Origin of the sequence: Paenibacillus sp. FSL R10-2199 (assembly GCF_038000235.1) — a bacterium.
Taxonomy (GTDB): domain Bacteria; phylum Bacillota; class Bacilli; order Paenibacillales; family Paenibacillaceae; genus Paenibacillus_AQ; species Paenibacillus_AQ phytohabitans.
Genome location: NZ_JBBOBO010000002.1, coordinates 1881983 through 1899484, shown reverse-complemented (window position 1 = coordinate 1899484; position 17502 = coordinate 1881983). Strand labels below are relative to the sequence as shown.

The following is a 17502-nucleotide window of genomic DNA, read 5'->3' as shown; positions in this document are numbered from 1 at the left end:
CTAGAGAGATATGTAATCTGAGCGTGAGTATTATATATAGCTGCATATAATGAAGCTTTTCAATGAAGCTACTTTTATAGCAACTTATATAGGTCTTCACTCAGCTGCTATATATCATATAACTATTGATAAGTCAATACGCTAAAGGCTACCTAAAAGTACTCTCTGGTACTATTCACAATCAATGGAAAGAACGTTATCTTATATAGTAAGAAGTGTTCATTATTAAGAACGAATATCGAATTCTTAGACAGCTGGAGGTCGTACAATGAGCGCAATCGCCGGGATCTATTCTATGCAGCATGGGCCGCTGGACCCGGAGCTGGGTCCGCGCCTTATGCAGCAGCTGCAGCGTTATCCGGCTGATGATGCCAGGGCCTGGAGGGCAGAGGGACTCTTCCTCGGCTGCCGCTCGCAGTGGATCACCCCACAGTCAAGGAATGAGATTCTCCCCTATTATGATCCGGAACGCGGGCTGGCGATTGTGGCCGATGCAATCATTGATAACCGCAGCGAACTGTTCGGACAACTTCAGGTTGTCCGGGAAGATCGTGATTCCATTCCAGACAGTCTGCTGATTCTCTTGGCCTATGAGAAATGGGGGGGAGAGGCTCCGGTTCATCTGGTCGGTGACTTTGCCTTCATGATCTGGGACGCGCGCAAGCGGACGCTGTTTGGGGCGAGGGATTTCTCGGGTAACCGGACGCTTTACTTTCGCCGTTCCGGCAAAGAGTTCTCCTTCTGTACCGTAATTCATCCCTTGCTGGCCTTGCCTGATGGTCAGCAGGGTCTGAACGAAGGCTGGATTTCAGAGTATCTGGCGAGCCAGGCCCGGAACGATGTGGCTGATATGTTCTCCACGGTTTATCAAGGGGTGGAACAGCTGCCGCCTTCCCACTCGGTTACAGTCAGCGCGAAGGGGGTTACCTTCTCCCAGTATTACACCTTCCGGACTCCGCCTCCATTAAGGCTTCGCGGCAACGGCGAATACGAGGAAGCGTTCCGTGAGGTATTCGGGCAGGCAGTCAGAGACCGGCTGCGGACCCATCTCGCCGTAGGCGCCAATCTGAGCGGCGGACTGGATTCCGGCTCAGTGGTCAGCTTTGCTGCAGAGGAGCTCCGCCGCCGCGGCAAGCCATTATTTACATTCAGCTCTTATCCGCTGGACAATTTTACAGGCTTTAAACTGGGCCAGCGGGTCACCGATGAGCGTCCATATATTCAAGAGACCATCGACCATGTGGGGAACATTCAGCCCAGCTTCTTGAACTTTCCTGACCGGAGCCCTTATGGTGAAATTGACGAATGGCTGGATATTATGGAGATGCCCTACAAATTCATAGAGAATTCCTATTGGCTCAAAGGCATATATGAACAAGCACAAATGAAAGGCGCCGGTGTTCTGCTCAGCGGACAACGGGGCAACTGGAGTATCTCCTGGGGGCCTGCACTGGATTACCAGGCGAAGCTGCTGCGCGAATTTCACTGGATTTCATTCTACCGCGAGAACAAGCTTTATAGTCGTTCGATGGGGGCAAGCCGCAAGAAAATGCTGAAGATTGTCGGCCGCAAGGTGTTCCCCGGCCTTGGCCAGCTGATCTCCGGGAAGCAGGAGGCCCCTCTAGAGCTGATTCATCCTGAATTCGCACGGCGGACAGGGGTGCAAGAGAAGCTGAGAGAGCTTGAAGGAGATGCTTCCTCCCAGACGGTATACGATATCCGCAGACAGCATTTCCAGCAGCCGCATATCTGGAATGTGAATGGAACGGCAGCTACCAAGCTGTCGCTGAAGTACAGGGTATGGGATCGTGACCCTACGAATGATCTGCGTGTCATCAACTTCTGTCTGTCTGTCCCTGAAGGGCAGTACGTCCAGAACGGAGTGGACCGGTCGTTAATCCGCCGGGCCATGGAAGGACGGCTGCCGGACAAGGTCAGACTAAACCAGACGCGGCGCGGTATACAGGGAGCAGATGGGATTACACGTATGCTGCCCCAATGGCAGATGTTCCTGCAGGAGCTAAGGGAGATGCTTCAGGACCCCCGGACTTCCTCTTACTTGAATCATGCCGGGCTCGCCGGGTGTTTAGACCGGCTGGGTAGTGAGCCCGCACCATTATTAATATTCAACACGGATTTCCGCCTTCTTACGAGAGGACTGGTGTTCTACCGCTTTCTGAAGCGTGTGACCTGATGGATGTTTCTTGAAAGGGGGTGACAAATATGAAAAAGGAATACAGCAAGCCTGCATTGGAAGTTCTGGATGTTAAAATGACTATGGCTGGACCTGGGATCGCTATTGCCGACTCCTTCCAATCGGATCCGGAAGAAATCGTTAGTCACTCCTAGTTTTGCTTGGCAACATCCCAGCCCTCATCCCTCTTAGCTTGCTGGAGGGGGATAAGGGCTATCCTCACATCACCGGCAGGCAGCCGGGTGAAATTGATAAAGGTGGAGTGAACCGTATGGCGAGCACAGTGCAATGCCTGGGGTATAAGGCTTTTGGTCTGCAAATTCTCAGTGAATTCCCCTTGCCGGAACTTCCCCGTACGGAGCAGCCCGGAAGGTTGGGCAGCGTATCTGTTGTGGAGGCTGATTTGTCCGAGCGCTGGGAGGCGATACCGAAGATTTCACCGAATCTGGGTATGGCAGAGCAAGAAGTGATGTTCATGGTTAAAGGCACAGCCGTATTTTCTATACAGAATGGCAGCACTATTACCGTATCTCCCGCAGTCCATGCCGATCCGGATAGCATCCGCCTGTTCATTCTGGGCAGCTGCATGGGTGTTCTTCTGATGCAAAAAGGCGTATTGGCTCTTCATGGAAGCTCACTTGTTCTTGAGAATAAGGCATACGCGCTGGTCGGGCGTTCGGGAGCGGGCAAGTCTACGCTTGCTTCCTATTTAATGGATCAGGGACATCTCCTGGTCAGTGACGACGTTATTCCCGTGTTGGTGCATAATGGAACTCCATTAGCTGTTCCAGGTTATCCGCAGCAGAAGCTGTGGCAGCAAAGCTTGGACTATTTGGGAATGAATTCGTCTGCGTACCGCCCGCTGTTTAAGCGGGAGACCAAGTTTGCCATACCCGTTCATGACCGGTTCCAGGCTGAACCGCTGCCGCTTGCAGGAATATTTGAACTGTCTGTACAGGACGGGCCGGTGTCAGTAGAGGCTATCAGCGGCTTGGAGCGGCTTCATACCTTATATAATCATACCTATCAAAAAGCGCTGGTGGACCCCATGGGGGTCAGGGAATGGCACTTCGGTATGCTGGCCTCATTCGTTAACCGGCTACCGATGTACCGTCTGACCCGTCCGGAGCAGGGCTTCAGTGCACCGCAGCAGACGGAGCTGATCTTTGAGACGATTACCCAAAAGGTGAAGGAGATGAAAATATGAATATGGATACAGCAGCAGTCCTGTCCCTTGATTCGGTTCTGGTTCAGCGGGAAGGCAATATCGCCAGTGACATGGATGGCGAGAAGGTGATGCTGAATGTGAAGAACGGTAAGTATTACAACCTTGGTGAGGTCGGGGGCGAGATCTGGGAAGCCTTGGCATCACCGGTGTCCATCCGCCGGATTGCCGAGATCATGCAGGAGATCTTTGAGGTTCCGGCGGAGCTGGCACAGCAGGACGTATTTGATTTTGTGCAGAATCTGCTGAATGAGGATCTCGTCGCCATCGTCAACGGGCCATGATTACCCTCCGGCGCATCGGTTTACTGCTGAAGTATGACAAAGCCGCGCTGGCGCTGATTCCTGAGGCGTTATGGCGGCTTTTCCTGGTTAGAATCCAGCTGCTGTTTCCTTTTGCCAAGACGGCTCCGCAGCTCGGGGTGAAATCCCTGGAGACTCCGGCGGTATCCAAAGACACGGATATTCCCCGCATTCAGCAAATCACGAAGGCCATTCGGGTGATCAGCCGCTATACGCCCTGGAAAAGCACCTGTATGGTCAGAGCCGTAGCCGGTCTGAAGATGCTGGAGAAGCGGGGGATTGAGAGCACACTCTATATGGGGGTTGCGCGGGATAAGCAGGGGCAGATGATCGCCCATGCCTGGCTGAGAAGCGGGGCTTATTATGTCTCCGGTGATGATGCCATGCAGGGATTCGTGGTTGTGGAGAAATTCGCCAAAGTGTTACAAGCTGAGTGATCGAGGTGGGCCCATGCAAGCGATAATCTATTATTTCCGGCAGCTTCAGCGCTTGTCGGGAGCTAAACTATATCTCAACTTGTCCGGTATGGTGATCAGTGGTCTGCTGGAGAGCTCTGCCATATTGCTGCTTGTACCTATGCTGGGTATGGCTGGTATTCAGTTAGGCGGCACAGCCACGGCCGGTCTTCATCTTCCGATGCTTGGCTTCATCTCCGAACTGCCGCAGACCACGGCGCTCCTGCTGGTGCTTGGCGGTTATGTGCTCATTGTGCTCTGCCAGAATCTGATCTCACGGTCCGTGGCCATCCGCAATGTGGAGATTCAGCAGACCTACGGCAGACAGCTGCGTTATGAGGTATACAGCGCGTTGCTGCGGGCCGAATGGTCTTTTTTTCTGAAAAAGCGCACCTCCGATCTGATCAACGTGATGACGACGGAACTGGCCAGAGTGCTTGCCGGCATCAGCTGCTTCCTGCAGTTTCTTACCTCGCTGCTGTTCACGCTGGTGCAGATCGGCTTCGCCTTCTGGCTGTCCCCCAAGATGACGCTCTCCGTACTCGTCTGCGCTGTTCTGTTGTCCCTGTTCTCCCGCCGCTTCATCCGTAAGGCTAAGAAGCTGGGCAGCCGCAGCACGGAACTTGGCAAGACCTACTTGGGCGGAATTACGGATCAGCTGAACGGAATCAAGGATATCAAAAGCAATAATCTGGAGCATTCCCGGCTGGAGTGGCTGCATGCCTTCACCGGAGAGGTGAAGCAGGAGCAGCTGGACTATACCCGCCTGCGTTCGAACTCACAGCTGCTGTACAAGTTGTCCTCTACACTGCTGATTGCCGTGTTTATCTTTGTCTCCTTCCGGTTTATGCAAGCAGAGGGTCCTAATCTGCTGCTGGTTATTCTGGTATTTACCCGGCTGTGGCCGACATTCTCTACCCTGCAGTCGCTGATGGAGCAACTCGCTTCCGTACTGCCCTCCTTCAAGCAGCTGCAGCTGCTGCAGGACGAATGTCTTGCCGCTGTGGAGCATGACCGGGTGGAAGGCGGGGAAGCTGTAGCCCCTATGATCTTGAAGCATAGTCTTGAAGCCAGGAATGTTGACTTCCGCTATCATCCGCATGAATCGGAATATTCACTTCAGAACGTAAATGTCTTGATTCCGGCCCGGAAGATGACCGCCATTGTCGGACGTTCGGGCGCCGGGAAGAGCACGCTCGTTGATCTGCTCATGGGACTGATGCAGCCGGAGACCGGTGAGATCCTGGCTGACGGTGCGCCTATTACAGGTGATCGGCTGCTGTCCTACCGGAGATCCATCGGGTATGTTGCGCAGGACCCTTTTCTGTACAATGCGACCATCCGCGACAATCTGACGATGATCAAGCCGGATGCGGAGGAAGCAGAATTGTGGGAGGCGCTGGAGTTTGCGTCTTCGGCTGATTTTGTGCGCAAGCTGCCGGACGGACTGGATACGCTGCTCGGCGACCGCGGCGTACGCCTGTCCGGCGGGGAACGGCAGCGTCTGGTACTGGCGCGCGCGATTATCCGCAAGCCGTCCATCCTTGTGCTTGATGAAGCGACGAGTGCGCTCGATACCGAGAATGAGAAGCGGATTCAGGAGGCGCTGGAGCGGCTGAAGGCATCGGTGACGGTCATCGTCATTGCCCATCGCCTGTCCACCATCCGGGGAGCCGATCAGATTCTGGTCATCGACCAGGGACGGGTGATCCAGCAGGGAATATACAGCGGCCTGGCTTCAGAGAAGGGCGGCATGTTCAGCCGTCTGCTTAGCGGGCAGGAAGAAGCAATATAGGGGAGGGGGTAATTAGCCCCTCCCCTATATTGTCTTTAGCCTACGCTGGACATCACTGCGGTGATCTTGGACTTCCGGATGGCTGATGAACTGTAGTATGAATTTCTGGATTCATCCGCTAATCCTTCGCTAATCCTCCGCTAATCATCCCCTGTTCGCGGTAGTGAACCTGTAACTTTATGAAATCCTGCACAGAATACAACATTTTCCTCATGTTACCGGCTCAAATCCAATATTGTTGTACAAAATGCAGCATTTCACCTTATTCAAGCGGCTTTGTTGGATTATTCTTGTATTTTGTACAACAATCCTCCCGCAAACCCTGCAATCCAGAAGTCAAAGTTGCAAAACGTACAACATTTATGCCTATATTGCTTATTTAAGGTTACATTTATGCCCGCATTGCTTACTTAAGAGACTCAATTCTGCCGGCAATCAATCAGAAGTGAGGATTTAAGTGTTTAAGTGTTTAAGTGTTTATTCCGTTAGTCCCGCAAGTCCCGGCAGTCCGACCAGCCCGACCATTCTGACCAGTCCCGCCAGCGATTGACCGGTATTGACAGGTAACTCGTGTGGTTGTTGAGTGAAGTGCGGTTTCCGCATCCCGCCCGCTATATCCGTTTCTCTGCACCCGTTACCTTCCGCCAGCTCCACAGGAAAGGACGGAGGGGGAAATACAAGAAATGCAGCGCCTCCGGCAGCGGCAGTGTCTTCGCATCCGCTGCATAAGGGTACATAAAGCCGGTTACATAGAGTACCTGATGCCAGGGGGATAGAATCGCCGGCTGGTAATATTTATAATGACGCTCGACCTCCGGCTCCAGCGGAGGGTTGTGCAGATTGACCATCCGCGCCACATAGAACAGGGCGCGCTGTGCTAATCTGCGGGCTTTGGGTTGGTCCGTCAGAGCGGACAATCCGGGCTCTATCTCCGCGTCCAGCAGACCGGCTGCCAGAATGAGTGCCTGTCCGCCTACAGCGCTGTAATTGTAGCGCCGCAGCAGGCGGGTCAATACAGCGGAGTCCGGCTGCTGCAACAGCAGCATTTTGATGTCCAGCAGCCATCTCAGCCGGGACCATCCATGTCTGGCTCCATGGGCAGCCAGGAACAGGAACAGATCCTCCTGGCCCAGATAGTGGACGTTGCGGCCGAAGGGGCTGCTTGTCCGCGCATGCTTCCACAGGGTATCGAAATCGGGTTCTTTGGACGGCCCCGGGCTTAATCTCCAGTGTACCTCCACCTTGATCTTACTGACCGGATGATTGAATGTAGTATGATGCTCCCGCCATTTCCAGTCTCCGAGTATGCTCTCGAACGTTTCTTCCTTCACATACCCCAGACGGATCAGCAGGGCTTCCGTATCCTGCAGCTGCGCCATCGGCACCAGGAAATCAAGGTCCCGTGAGGTCCGCAGCGAGATATCTCCGTACAACGCCTGCGCAAGCACCGGACCCTTGAGGAACAGGCAGCGGATATTCAATTCGGCCAGCTGAGTGCCGAGGTTACTCATTTCACCGCTGAGCTGAAGCATCTGGACGGTATTGCGGCGATACTCCATTTTTATCCGCTCCAGGACGCTGGCAGGAATTACATCCCCATCCATCCGGCTGAGCTTCGGATACAAATATGGGTATACCCGGTGATGCAAGGTAAGCCGCAAGAATACATCCCAGTCCAGGCCTGTGAACAGCTGCGGATTCTGGTGTGCCGTTTCATTGATATTCTCAGAAGTTAAAAGCGCAAGAAGAAGTAATGTTTCCTTAGATAAGCTCCCCTTATCGAGGGTAGGCCGTTCATTCATAGAGACTCTCCTTACTTGGCTTTGAACAGATCCGCACCGGATTTGTTCAAAGATAAGAATATATATGCCAGACGCATTAGAATGTCCTTATCTTTCCCGCTGAAACGGATACCGTTCTTCTCAGGAAGGCTGGCCGTTTCTACTTGTATTTAGAGAATGATATTAGTGAGCGTACCATCGTTAACAGAAATCTGTCAATTTAATCTGGCGATGTAATCCTGATGGGCCATATGCATCTGCTCGGCCGGCAACACTATTGACGCTACAGTGCCTGTTACCCCTATAATGCTAGGATAAGAGAGAAATTATAGTTGGGGGAACTGCTGAGCGATGGTGCTGTTGGGAGCTTTAGTGAATGGAGCAGCTATTATTATCGGAACAATGCTGGGCAAGCTGCTGGAACGGATACCGGAGAGTATGAAGAACACGGTGATGAACGGGATTGGGCTGGCGATTGTTGTGCTGGGGGTGCAGATGGGCCTCAAAAGCGGGGATTTCCTGATCGTCATTCTAAGCCTCGTGATCGGGGCGGTAGCCGGTGAATGGATCAACATTGAAGACAGGTTCACCCGTGCAGGGAATTGGCTGGAGCGTAGAGTGGGGGCAGGTGGACAGGGGAGTATCTCGCTGGGATTCGTCACGGCAAGCCTGGTGTTTGTGGTGGGTGCAATGGCTATTCTCGGAGCCCTCGACAGCGGCATCAAAGGTGATCATCAGATTCTCTATACCAAAGCGATTATGGACGGTTTCATTTCCATTATTCTGACCTCGACGCTGGGAGTCGGTGTTCTGTTCTCGGCGGTCCCTGTTGTTCTATATGAAGGGATTATTGCTCTGCTTGCTACACAGATTACCCGGTTTGTGCCTGAAGCACTGCTGAACGACTGTATTGCTGAGATGACCGCAGCGGGAGGGATTATGATCATGGCGATCGGCCTGAATCTGCTGGGAATTACCAAGATCAAGGTAGCCAATCTTCTGCCCGGTATTCTTGTGGCTGTACTGCTGGTCGTGCTGGTGCATGGATTTCAACTGAATTGAGGCAACCTGGGCCATACGGGATTTCCTCCGCTTGAACTTGTGATGAAACGGCTAATATTTCTATAATCAACTACCCCCACTTAGCCCATAAAGGGTCTTGAAGTGGAGGTATCCTTGCCTTATATCAGATGAGCGGGCATGCGCATTGCCGGACCGTTATTTGATAGTGATAGCGACTTTGCCCTGAGTCTGCCTGCTTTCGCACAGCAGATGTGCGCTGCGCAGTCCTTCTGCAGTGAGCGGGAAGGACTGGCCAATTATCAGCTTCAGCCGGCGCTCGGCCGTCAGCCGGGCCAGCTCGGCCAACTGGAACGGGTCAGCGGCGGGAGTGAGGTACGCTGTGGTGATGTCCCCAGCCGCCTCTTGTACCGGGTCAGGCCGCTCCGCAGTGGAGATCAGCCTCCCGCCGGGTGCGAGAACCGCAAAGCTCCGGTTCAGGATCAGACCTCCGGCGGTGTCGATCACAACATCTATGCTCTGCCCGAGAATAGCGGCGAAATCCTGCTCTTGCCGGTCTATCGCCTGGTCGGCTCCGATGCCCCAGGCCAGATCAAGCTCATCACCGCTTACCGTCGTAATCACGGTAGCTCCCCGGAGCTTGGCAAGCTGGATCGCCAAGCTGCCGATACCTCCCGCGCCGTCGTGAACCAGCACGCGGTCCCGGCTGGAGACCCTGGCACTGGCAAGCGCCTGCCAGGCGGCAAGTCCGGCAGCAGGCAGAGCGCCAGCTGCTTCAAAGGATAACCCCGGGGGAATCGGCGCCAGCTCCTGGCCGTTTGCCAATGTATATTCCGCGTAGGCCCCGCCCTTCTTAACCTGCATCAGCCCAAACACCGCATCACCCGGCTTGAACCGGCTTACTCCGCTGCCTGTGCTCACGACCACTCCGGCAACGTCTATTCCGGGGATCAGCGGGAAGGCAGGTGTGTGTCCGCTGCCAGCAGGCAATGAGCCCTCCCTGACCTTCAAGTCCGCCGGATTAACAGAAGTCGCATACATTTCAATCAGAATTTCATGCTCACCCGGAATGGGAACGGGGATATCAATCTCTGTTAAATTTCCGGCGGGGCCGAACGCATGAATAGCGATGGCTTTCATTGATGGTAACCTCCTATACTGCTTGCGGATTCGTTTGTACATACTATACTTTTGCAGATGTATTTAAAAGCTAAGAATTTATATGCTCTGCGCATAAATTATCTTATATTTCTCGCTGAAACGGTAGCGTCCTGAAAAAGGACGGCAAACCATTCCTGCTTGGTTAAAATCCATTAGGTAGCGCTGTGGAAACTATGCTAGAATATGACTCTAAAGTGCTGAGAAAGAGGAGGAATCCCCTGACAATGAACACTGACTGGAAGAAAAATATTGCCTTTTTCCTTACCAGCCAGACCGTCTCGCTGTTCGGATCTTCACTGGTCCAGTATGCGATTCTCTGGTATATTACCCTGAATACACAGTCCGGAGTAATGATGACGTTAGCGATTATCTGCGGATTTGTGCCGATGTTTCTCTTGTCGCCCTTTGCGGGGGTCTGGGCAGACCGTTACAGCCGCAAATGGCTGATTGTCCTCTCGGATTCCATTATTGCGGCTTCGACGCTGGTTCTGGCGATATTGTTTCTGCTGGGGTACGACCAGATGTGGCTGCTTTTTGTGGTGTCTGCCCTGCGGGCGCTTGGAGGCGGAGTGCAGACACCGGCTGTAGCAGCCATGCTGCCGCAGCTGGTGCCGGAAGACAAACTGACCCGGATCAGCGGAATCAACGGCAGCATTCAGGCAATGGTGATGCTGCTGTCCCCGATGCTGAGCGGAGCCCTGCTGAGCATGGCGAGTATTGAAATTATATTTTTCATCGATGTGATTACTGCTGCAGTGGCAGTTATGACGATGTTCTTCTTCGTGCAGGTGCCGCTTCACGCCAAAGCTGCTGCAGAGCAGACACTCAGCTATTTGAGTGATCTGCGCCAGGGCTTCAGCTATATCCGGCAGCATGCTTATATTAGAAGCTTTTTTATTTTCTGTGCTTTTTTCTTTGTGCTGGCGGCCCCGGTATCGTTTCTGACTCCGCTGCAGGTTACGCGAACCTTTGGCGGGGATATCTGGCGGCTGACCGCCATTGAGATTACGTTCTCGATCGGGATGATGCTTGGCGGGCTGCTGATGGCCGTCTGGCCGGGTTTCCGGAACCGGGTTCATACGATGACCCTATCGGCCCTTGCCGTCGGGTTATGCACGTTTGCGCTGGGTGTAATTCCGGTCTTCTGGATTTATCTTGCCGTAATGGGGCTGGTGGGACTGGCGCTGCCGTTCTTCAATACCCCTTCCACAGTTCTGCTGCAGGAGAAGGTGGAGCCGGATTACCTGGGCCGGGTCTTCGGGGTGCTGGGCATGATTTCGAGTTCGATGATGCCGCTGGGCATGCTGGTCTTTGGACCGTTGGCCGATCTCATACAGATTGAATGGCTGCTGATCATTACGGGGATGCTGCTGTTTATCCAAGGCTTTTTCCTGCTGGGTAATAAGGTGCTGATCGAGGCAGGCAAGCCTGCTGCTGTTCCTGGTGCTGAAGCGGAGAATGCCGGAGGAAATGAGTAAGAGCTGCCGGTTGCTCCGGAATCGCATGAATGTTTGTACAAAAGATTGAAATCAAGGAGTACAGTACTGTAGAATTGCACTATGCAAGATAAACGTTCTATATATCAGATTTAACCAAGAAGGGGATTGTATCGTTTGAATAATGAAGAAGTAATCCAAGAGCTGCCAGAGAATTATGAGGAACTGAAGAAAGCCGCCGGCCGCTCCGCGGATTGGAGAGCGCGTCTTGAAGCAGTGGAAGAGCTGGGCCGCTACAACCACAAACAAATTATTGATATCCTTAATCGTCTGATGATCAGCGATCCTGTATATACCGTTCAAGAAGCCGCGTACAACAAGCTGAGAGCCTTCGGCGAAGAGGTCAAGGTTCCGTCGAAGAACAAGGCCGAGCTGTTCAGAGGGGTATCGAAGATTATTCTGCGGATTAAGAAGAGTCTTCCGAAAGACCATTCTTACGAGGAATTCAAAGAGAAGCTGAAGAAGATGCGGGTTGACGTCTACGATGCCTACGAAGGCGAGAAGGGCGAGAATTTCGATGAATGGCTGGAGAAAATGTGGGTTTCGGCCACCAAATAGGTAGAGCACTGCAAGCGGAGAGATGGGGGAGCCTTCCTTATCGATCCGCTTTTTGATGTGATAAGGGGGAAGGATTATGAGTATTGCAAGAATGCTGGGGATCACCTATCCGATTATCCAGGGGGCCATGGCGCAGATTGCCTACGCCGAACTGGCAGCAGCGGTGTCGAATGCGGGGGGACTGGGAGTCATTGCCTCCGGCGGGATGAGTGCGGACCGGCTGCGGGAAGAAATTCATAAGTGTAAAAGCCTGACGGCTAAGCCCTTCGGCGTCAACCTGATGCTGATGGCTCCCAACCGGGATGAACTGGCGCAACTGGTGATAGACGAAGGCGTTAAGGTCGTGACCACAGGAGCGGGTTCGCCCAAGAATTATGTGGCCATGTGGAAGGCAGCAGGTATAGTGGTCATTCCTGTAGTTCCTTCTGTGCAGATTGCACGGAAAATGGAGGCGCTGGGAGTCGACGCGATTGTGGCCGAAGGCACAGAGGCGGGCGGTCATGTGGGCGAGACTACAACCATGGTGCTTGTTCCACAGGTTGCCGATGCTGTAGCCATTCCCGTCATTGCTGCCGGCGGAATCGCCGATGGCCGGGGAGCGGCGGCAGCTTTTGCACTGGGAGCGCAAGGGGTGCAGGTGGGCACACGCTTCCTGGCGACAATCGAATGTCCGGCCCATGAGCAGTTTAAGCAGGCGGTTGTTGCCGCACAAGACGGCGATACGCTGGTAACCGGCCGTTCGCTAGGTGTTCCTGTGCGCAGCATTAAGAACCGTATGACGCTGGAGTACATGAGGCTGGAGAATGGCGGGGCGGGTAAAGAGGAGCTGGAGGCACTGGCAATGGGCTCTCTGGGTCTTGCGGTCCGTGACGGGGATACAGAGAACGGTTCGGTAATGGCCGGCCAGATTGCCGGGCTGGTACGTGAGATTACCACCGTGCAGGAGGTCATCACCTCCATGTTCACAGAAGCCAAGACCGTTGGCCGCAAAGTATATAAAATGACCGATGATGTTCATACAGGCGCACTATATTAATCCAAGAAAAGGATGATTTCATGCTTACCCATAAATTTCAGGAATTCCTGGAGCTGTCCGCGCAATTGCGGCCCGGCTACACCGCCAGTCTGGGCAAGGCCCCGGCAGGAGGCAGTGCCGCTATTTCAGAGTATGCCCCCGAGGTTCCTCCGCTTTTACAGGCAATCTATGACACGGTTGTGGGAACGGGCAGCAGCGAAGAGGACCCCAGCCTGGTTGAATTCATTCCGGGCTACCGGCTGATTCATATCAGGGAATACGGCCAGGAAGTAGCGCTACTGTCAGGCATCCTGCTGGAGAAGGGCTATGCCGGCGGCGGGGTCGTGCTGCCGCTGCTGACTAACTACGGCAGTGATTTTATCTGCTACTACCGGTCTGAGGATGGGGTAGAGCGGGTATGCGACCTGCTGCACGACTACGGCGATTTGGTGACCATGTATGATTCACCGGAGAAATTCCTGGAGACCCTGTGCGAATTCTATAAGCAGGAGGTATATTTCCTGGATGAAGAGGGCTACCTGGATTGCGATCTGGTAACGGAAGGCGAGGTAGGCGCGGCACTGAATCCGGATGCGAAGTACTGGTCGGAATAAGCAGCTGCGGCTCTGGATTATTTTGCATATATTCAATTGTTTTGCAGGGCCCTTCCCTTTCGGTCCGTCTAAAGGATGAGAGGATGAGGAAGGGAAGGGTGACTGCACATGCAATTTCTATTCAGGAACCGGAACAGGCAGCTCAGAGCAGGCTGGGAGATTTTATGGGTCGGCGGGGCTATTGCGCTTCTGACGGTAATTGTCTCCTTTGGTCTATCGCTGCGCGTAGGTTCCACAGGACTATTCGATCCGGACGGCTGGGTGCGTGTCTTCAAATCTACAGCCATCTATTCGTTTATTGTCGTGTGTTATACGGTACGAATAATACATAAGCGTCCGCTGTCCAGCATAGGATTGTCCAGGCCTGACGGCAAGCGGTTCGCTGCCGGCTTCGCAGGCGGAGCACTGCTGCTATCCTCCGTTCTGCTGGTGTTATGGGGTCTGGGGAATGCTGTGGTTCAGGGAGAGTGGTCACAGCCCCGGTTCGGACAGCTCGATGCGGCGGATATTGTGATTACGGCACTGCTGGCCGGAATCTGCGAAGAGGTGATCTTCAGAGGATACCTTCAGCATCTGCTGTCCTCAAGGCTCGGTATTCCGGCCGCAGTGGGCCTGACCTCCATCTTATTCTCGCTTGCCCACATGGCGAATCCCGGATATAGCTGGATCAGTGGACTGAATATCGTGACTATCGCTTTAATCTTCTCTTGGGTGACTCTCCGGACAGGTAATTTGTACGCTGCGATGGCGCTGCATATTTCCTGGAATCTGTTCCAGGGCTACATATACGGCGTTGCGGTGAGCGGGAATACGCCCAAAGGTATCTATTCGGTATCCTTACAAGGAAATGAGCTGCTGACCGGGGGCAAGTTCGGTCTGGAAGGGAGTCTGGTCACCACACTTATTCTTGTCATTCTGTATACAACGTTGCTGCTTCTGTCCAGCGGCAAACGCGGTACAAGGATACAGGGACGGGAAGGTTCGATTCGTATTCGTTAGAGCTTAAGGCTGTCTTGAGGTAAAAGCACAAAAATCCCCGTTCCTACGTCACTGTAGGAACGGGGATTTTATTGTTTCTCCAGTTCATTAGGAACTGGCCTTATCGGCGTGCTTCCAGTCAACAGGAGCGAGCCTGCTGCTGTAGGCCAAGCTGCTGCCTACTCTTGCGCAGCCTTCTTCTCCTGCTCACGCAGCTCGATTCTGCGGATTTTGCCGGAGGTCGTCTTCGGCAGATCCGTAATGAATTCGATTTTGCGCGGGTACTTGTAAGGTGCAGTCTGTTCCTTGACATGGGACTGCAGCTCTTTGGCCAGCTCCGGTGTGCCGGCATGGCCGTCCTTGAGCACGACAAAAGCTTTGACGACCGAGCCGCGGATCTCGTCAGGACTGGCTACCACTGCGCATTCCTTGACCAGATTATGCTTCATTAATGCTTCTTCTACTTCAAACGGTCCGATGGTATAACCAGAGCTGATGATGATATCATCCCCGCGGCCCTCGAACCAGAAGTAGCCGTCCTCATCCTTGCGCGCCCGGTCGCCGGTTACGAAATACTCCCCGTGCGAGCAGTTTGCTTTGCGCTCCGGATCTTTGTAGTAATTCTGGAACAGGGCAGGCATGCTCAGATGCACGGCGATATCACCTACGACCCCGGCAGGCAGCGGATGTCCTTCCTCATCGATTACTTCAACAATACCGGGAGCGATTGATTTGCCCATGGAGCCGACACGGATCGGCTCATCCTTCAGCGCCGCGATGATCAGGGTGCTCTCTGTTTGTCCATAGCCGTCGCGGATCGTAATATCGAAGTGCTGCTGGAAGGTGTGAATGACTTCCTGATTCAGCGGCTCACCGGCGGATACCGCACAACGCAGATTCGACAGATCGTACTGGGCGAGGCCTTCAGTCTTGGCCATCAGACGGTACTCTGTAGGTGTGCAGCACAATACACCGATCTTCTCATCCTGCAGCAACTGAAGATAACGGTCCGGATGGAAAGGGCCATTATAGACGAAGCCGGTAGCCCCGTTGCCGAGTACGGTCAGGAATGGACTCCAGATCCACTTCTGCCAGCCCGGCGCGGCCGTTGCCCAGACGGTATCCGATTCACGGATATCCAGCCAGAGGGAAGAGGTGATCCGCAGATGCGCATATCCCCAGCCGTGGGTATGGACTACGGCCTTCGGGTTGCCGGTTGTACCGGAAGTATAGGCCAGGATGGCGATATCGTCCCGGCGGCTGGCAACCGCAGGGAAGGAGTCGGATTGTCCGTCCATCAGGCCTTCCAGGTCTACCCAGCCGTTGCCAAGCTCAGCTTCGCCGACAGACAGGCGATAGTCCAGTGCAGGCAGATCTTCGGCGATCTTGTTCACTTCACCGGTAACCTCCGACCAGACAATGACCGCGCGGGCTTCGGAATGGCGCAGCCGGTAAGACAGATCCTTGGCCCGCAGCATTTCAGAAGATGGGATAACGGCAAGTCCCAGCTTCAGGCAGGCCAGATAGATGACGTAGGCGATAATGCGGCGTGGTACCATAACCAGGACACGGTCCCCTTGCTTAAGACCGAGGCCTGACAGCCCCCCAGCCAGACGGTTAGCCTGAGCCATAAGCCGTCCATAGGTGATTTCTTCGAAATCCCCGTTCTCTTGTAACCATTTAAGGGCAATCTTATCTTCAGGATGCTGCTCCATTTCCGAAGTGAGATTGTAGAATTCAGGTGCGATCCAGCGTTGATTATCCAATTGAACCTCTCCTATGCAAACATGATGATGTATCTGATAAATATAGTATAGCACGTTCTCCTAGTACCAGATGCTAAATCACCGTAACGGTACAGAAGAATGTTCTGTGACAGCTTTTATTTTGAACGTTCTCATCTTGAAGGGGAGAACCACATGATTTTCAGAAAAATTCAATTACCCTTTTCATTAAGTGATATAATCAGACCTGAATATTGAAAATTACGGAACAGGCGGTCGATAGTTATGCTGGAGGATAAACAGGAGGATAAGCTTGGGCAGCTGCAGAATGTGCTCAGTATGATTCAGAAAACGTACCCCGAGGATGCTGCCCTGGTGCTCGCGGATACGGACAAGGTGCTTGCTTATCTTCCCGGTGAGAAGATTGATCTTAAGGTTCCGGTAGGCGCACCTATTGAGAAGTTCAGAGGTACTGTGTCGTATGCAGCCCTGGAGACTGGCATAGTGCAGCGCGAGGAACGAGGCCCGGAAGCTTTTGGCATATCCTATCTCTCAACGGCAGTCCCGGTCATGCGTGAGGGTGAAGTCATTGGTGTTATTGCAGCGATGGTATCCAACCACAAGGCGGCAAGGCTTCAGGAGGGTGCACAGGAATTGTCCTCACTGGTGGAAGAAATGACGGCGACCTCCGAAGAAGTGACCCGTTCCTCTATGGGAATTACCCAAAGACTGGACGAGTTAGTGAGCAGCTCGAATTCTATGGTTCAAGATATCGAGAGCAGCTTTGAGATTCTGTCCACCGTCAAACGGATCGCTGACCAGTCACATATGCTCGGGCTTAATGCGGCAATTGAAGCGGCGAGAGCCGGTGAGCAGGGACGGGGATTCGGCGTGGTGGCGACGGAAATCCGCAAGCTGGCTAATGACAGCCACGCACTGGTGAAGAACATCCACAGCCAGCTGGCTGGGATGAAGCAGTCTATTCTGCAGATGGACCAGTCCATCCAGCACATCATGTCATTCTCACAGCATCAGGGACAATCGATGCAGGAGTTAAGCCGGGCGTTTGAGCATGTGGCCGGGACTGCGAATGATTTATCCAATATGGACTAGGCCCGGACGTATATTATAAACTGCAGCCGCAACAACCCTCAGATGATGCCTCCGGGCATCTTTTTTATATA

17 protein-coding genes are annotated in these 17502 nt (G+C 53.4%); 13 read left to right on the top strand and 4 right to left on the bottom strand.

The genetic code is table 11. The features are described 5' to 3' along the window. Window positions 1-268: 268 nt before the first annotated feature. From NYE33_RS36070 to NYE33_RS36045, 6 genes are all read left to right on the top strand, one after another. Complete coding sequence (locus tag NYE33_RS36070) at window positions 269-2194, top strand: asparagine synthase-related protein (protein WP_341070054.1); 1926 nt, start codon at window positions 269-271, stop codon at window positions 2192-2194. A gap of 29 nt (window positions 2195-2223) precedes the next feature. Continuing rightward, on the top strand, window positions 2224-2349 hold the full coding sequence (locus tag NYE33_RS36065; protein ID WP_039306512.1) for a paeninodin family lasso peptide: 126 nt from the start codon (window positions 2224-2226) through the stop codon (window positions 2347-2349). A 116-nt stretch (window positions 2350-2465) separates the two neighbouring features. Continuing rightward, complete coding sequence (locus NYE33_RS36060) at window positions 2466-3401, top strand: hypothetical protein (protein ID WP_042140742.1); 936 nt, start codon at window positions 2466-2468, stop codon at window positions 3399-3401. A gap of 2 nt (window positions 3402-3403) precedes the next feature. Then, on the top strand, window positions 3404-3703 hold the full coding sequence (locus tag NYE33_RS36055; protein ID WP_042140743.1) for a lasso peptide biosynthesis PqqD family chaperone: 300 nt from the start codon (window positions 3404-3406) through the stop codon (window positions 3701-3703). Further along, complete coding sequence (locus NYE33_RS36050; RefSeq protein WP_042133659.1) at window positions 3700-4158, top strand: lasso peptide biosynthesis B2 protein; 459 nt, start codon at window positions 3700-3702, stop codon at window positions 4156-4158. Before NYE33_RS36055 ends, NYE33_RS36050 begins: the two co-directional genes overlap by 4 nt. 13 nt (window positions 4159-4171) lie before the next feature. Then, window positions 4172-5971: an ABC transporter ATP-binding protein gene (locus tag NYE33_RS36045; RefSeq protein ID WP_341070052.1), complete on the top strand. Its 1800-nt coding sequence runs from the start codon at window positions 4172-4174 to the stop codon at window positions 5969-5971. Between the two features lie 477 nt (window positions 5972-6448). Here NYE33_RS36045 and NYE33_RS36040 read toward each other — a convergent pair whose 3' ends face one another. Further along, window positions 6449-6574: a hypothetical protein gene (locus NYE33_RS36040; protein ID WP_341070050.1), complete on the bottom strand. Its 126-nt coding sequence runs from the start codon at window positions 6572-6574 to the stop codon at window positions 6449-6451. A gap of 8 nt (window positions 6575-6582) precedes the next feature. Continuing rightward, complete coding sequence (locus NYE33_RS36035; protein WP_336103184.1) at window positions 6583-7773, bottom strand: nucleotidyltransferase domain-containing protein; 1191 nt, start codon at window positions 7771-7773, stop codon at window positions 6583-6585. Window positions 7774-8103: 330 nt separating this feature from the next. On the opposite strand from NYE33_RS36035, the gene NYE33_RS36030 reads away from it, so the two are divergent. Further along, window positions 8104-8814 (top strand): DUF554 domain-containing protein, encoded by a 711-nt coding sequence (locus tag NYE33_RS36030; RefSeq protein WP_341070048.1) that lies wholly within the window; start codon window positions 8104-8106, stop codon window positions 8812-8814. Between the two features lie 156 nt (window positions 8815-8970). Here NYE33_RS36030 and NYE33_RS36025 read toward each other — a convergent pair whose 3' ends face one another. Then, on the bottom strand, window positions 8971-9912 hold the full coding sequence (locus tag NYE33_RS36025) for an NADP-dependent oxidoreductase (RefSeq protein ID WP_341070046.1): 942 nt from the start codon (window positions 9910-9912) through the stop codon (window positions 8971-8973). Window positions 9913-10157: 245 nt separating this feature from the next. Here NYE33_RS36025 and NYE33_RS36020 point away from each other — a divergent pair, with 245 nt between their 5' ends. From NYE33_RS36020 to NYE33_RS36000, 5 genes are all read left to right on the top strand, one after another. Then, window positions 10158-11411 carry an MFS transporter gene (locus NYE33_RS36020; protein WP_039306503.1) on the top strand — a complete coding sequence of 418 codons (1254 nt, stop codon included), beginning with the start codon at window positions 10158-10160 and terminating at the stop codon, window positions 11409-11411. Between the two features lie 135 nt (window positions 11412-11546). Further along, entirely contained in the window at window positions 11547-11987 is a 441-nt protein-coding gene (locus NYE33_RS36015; protein WP_042133669.1) for a HEAT repeat domain-containing protein, read from the top strand. Window positions 11988-12063: 76 nt separating this feature from the next. After that, window positions 12064-13023 (top strand): DUF561 domain-containing protein, encoded by a 960-nt coding sequence (locus tag NYE33_RS36010; protein ID WP_341070044.1) that lies wholly within the window; start codon window positions 12064-12066, stop codon window positions 13021-13023. 20 nt (window positions 13024-13043) lie between these two features. After that, window positions 13044-13616, top strand: a complete 573-nt coding sequence (locus NYE33_RS36005; RefSeq protein WP_341070042.1) for a hypothetical protein — start codon at window positions 13044-13046, stop codon at window positions 13614-13616. Between the two features lie 108 nt (window positions 13617-13724). Further along, window positions 13725-14615, top strand: a complete 891-nt coding sequence (locus NYE33_RS36000) for a CPBP family intramembrane glutamic endopeptidase (protein WP_341070041.1) — start codon at window positions 13725-13727, stop codon at window positions 14613-14615. A 158-nt stretch (window positions 14616-14773) separates the two neighbouring features. Here the strand turns inward: NYE33_RS36000 and NYE33_RS35995 are convergent, their stop codons facing one another. Next, on the bottom strand, window positions 14774-16309 hold the full coding sequence (locus tag NYE33_RS35995; RefSeq protein ID WP_047013997.1) for an acyl-CoA synthetase: 1536 nt from the start codon (window positions 16307-16309) through the stop codon (window positions 14774-14776). A gap of 294 nt (window positions 16310-16603) precedes the next feature. On the opposite strand from NYE33_RS35995, the gene NYE33_RS35990 reads away from it, so the two are divergent. Further along, window positions 16604-17431, top strand: coding sequence for a methyl-accepting chemotaxis protein (locus NYE33_RS35990; RefSeq protein WP_171717870.1), 828 nt, complete (start codon window positions 16604-16606; stop codon window positions 17429-17431). Window positions 17432-17502 lie beyond the last annotated feature (71 nt).